Annotated in this window: 1 protein-coding gene; it reads left to right on the top strand. The window is 66.5% G+C overall.

The features are described from left to right. Positions 1-69 precede the first annotated feature (69 nt). On the top strand, positions 70-909 hold the full coding sequence (locus AAFX91_RS41860; protein ID WP_394570369.1) for a hypothetical protein: 840 nt from the start codon (positions 70-72) through the stop codon (positions 907-909). The last annotated feature ends 221 nt before the right edge of the window (positions 910-1130 follow it).

Below are 1130 nucleotides of genomic sequence, written 5' to 3'. Positions count from 1 at the left end.
ACCGATCCGATTCGGTATCGCCGCCCCAATCCTGACGGTCAGTTCTCCGGTAACATCCTTGGTGAGGCAATGCGCACTCCCAAGTTCGAAGCCATCAAGGCCGAAGCGCCCAAGGTCGAGCCGACCCGGATCGAGCCGGCCGCAGCAGAACCGCCGCGTACTCCCGGCAAGCTCATGATCATGTCGCCGGGCGAGCGCATCTGGGACGACGAAGGCGTGGCCGCCAAGCCCGTCAACGACGAGCAGCCGGCATCGTCGGGCAATCGCCGCTTCGCCGCGATGGCGGCGGTCGTCGCACTCGCGACCGCGGCAGGCGCCATCGGCGGCGCGCTGGCTACCGCAGGTCTCGGCTATTACACGAAGCCCGCTGAGGCGGCAGCAGCAGTCGTTCCGCAGAAGGACACCGCGCTCGAAGCTTCGATCGCGCGCATCGATGCCGATGTCGGCGCGCTCAAGGCCGGGCTCGAGCACGCCTCCAAGACGGGAACGAGCCAGTTCAGCAAGACCAGCGATCGCCTCGACAAGCTCGAGAAGGCGCAGGCCGAGCCGGCCGCGAAACTCGCCAAGCTCAGCGAGACCGTCGAGAAGCTGAAGGCTGCTTCAGCCGCGCCGGCCCCGGTTGCCGCGGCTCAACCTGCCGCGGTCAAGGACGTCACCGGCAGTGTGACGCCACCGGCGACCACGGCGGCTGCCGCGGCTCCAAAGCCTGAAATCGGCCGCATGCCGACCGTGGACGGTTGGGTGCTGCGCGACGTCAGCAATGGCGGCGCATTGATCGAGGGCCGCCGGGGCCTCTACGAGGTCTATGCCGGCGATCCCATCCCCGGCCTCGGCCGCGTCGATGCGATCCGCCGCCAGGACGGCCGCTGGGTGGTCGTCACCAGCAAGGGCCTGATCGTCGCGCGCTAGTTTGTAGCTCTCGTAGCCCGGGTGGAGCGCAGCGCAACCCGGGACTACTGCATCAGCGATGACGAGTGATCCCGGGTGACGCTATCGCTCCACCCGGGCTACATCCTCACCGCGATGTGAGACGGCTTTTGACTTGAATACGCCCCCTAGTGGTTCATCACAGTGATTTTGACGTTTTGATACCGAGCCATTCGAGGATCGGCAAGTTTTCGGGTGGCAGG

This window comes from Bradyrhizobium sp. 31Argb (assembly GCF_043638955.1).
In the GTDB taxonomy this organism is placed as follows: Bacteria; Pseudomonadota; Alphaproteobacteria; order Rhizobiales; family Xanthobacteraceae; genus Bradyrhizobium.
Note: the sequence above shows the minus strand (reverse complement) of the source record. Positions and strands in the feature narration are given on the sequence as shown.

Coding starts and splice junctions, on each gene's coding strand:
- AAFX91_RS41860 (WP_394570369.1), top strand. CDS start 70: ATGCGCACTCCCAAGTTCGAAGCCATCAAGGCCGAAGCGCCCAAGGTC.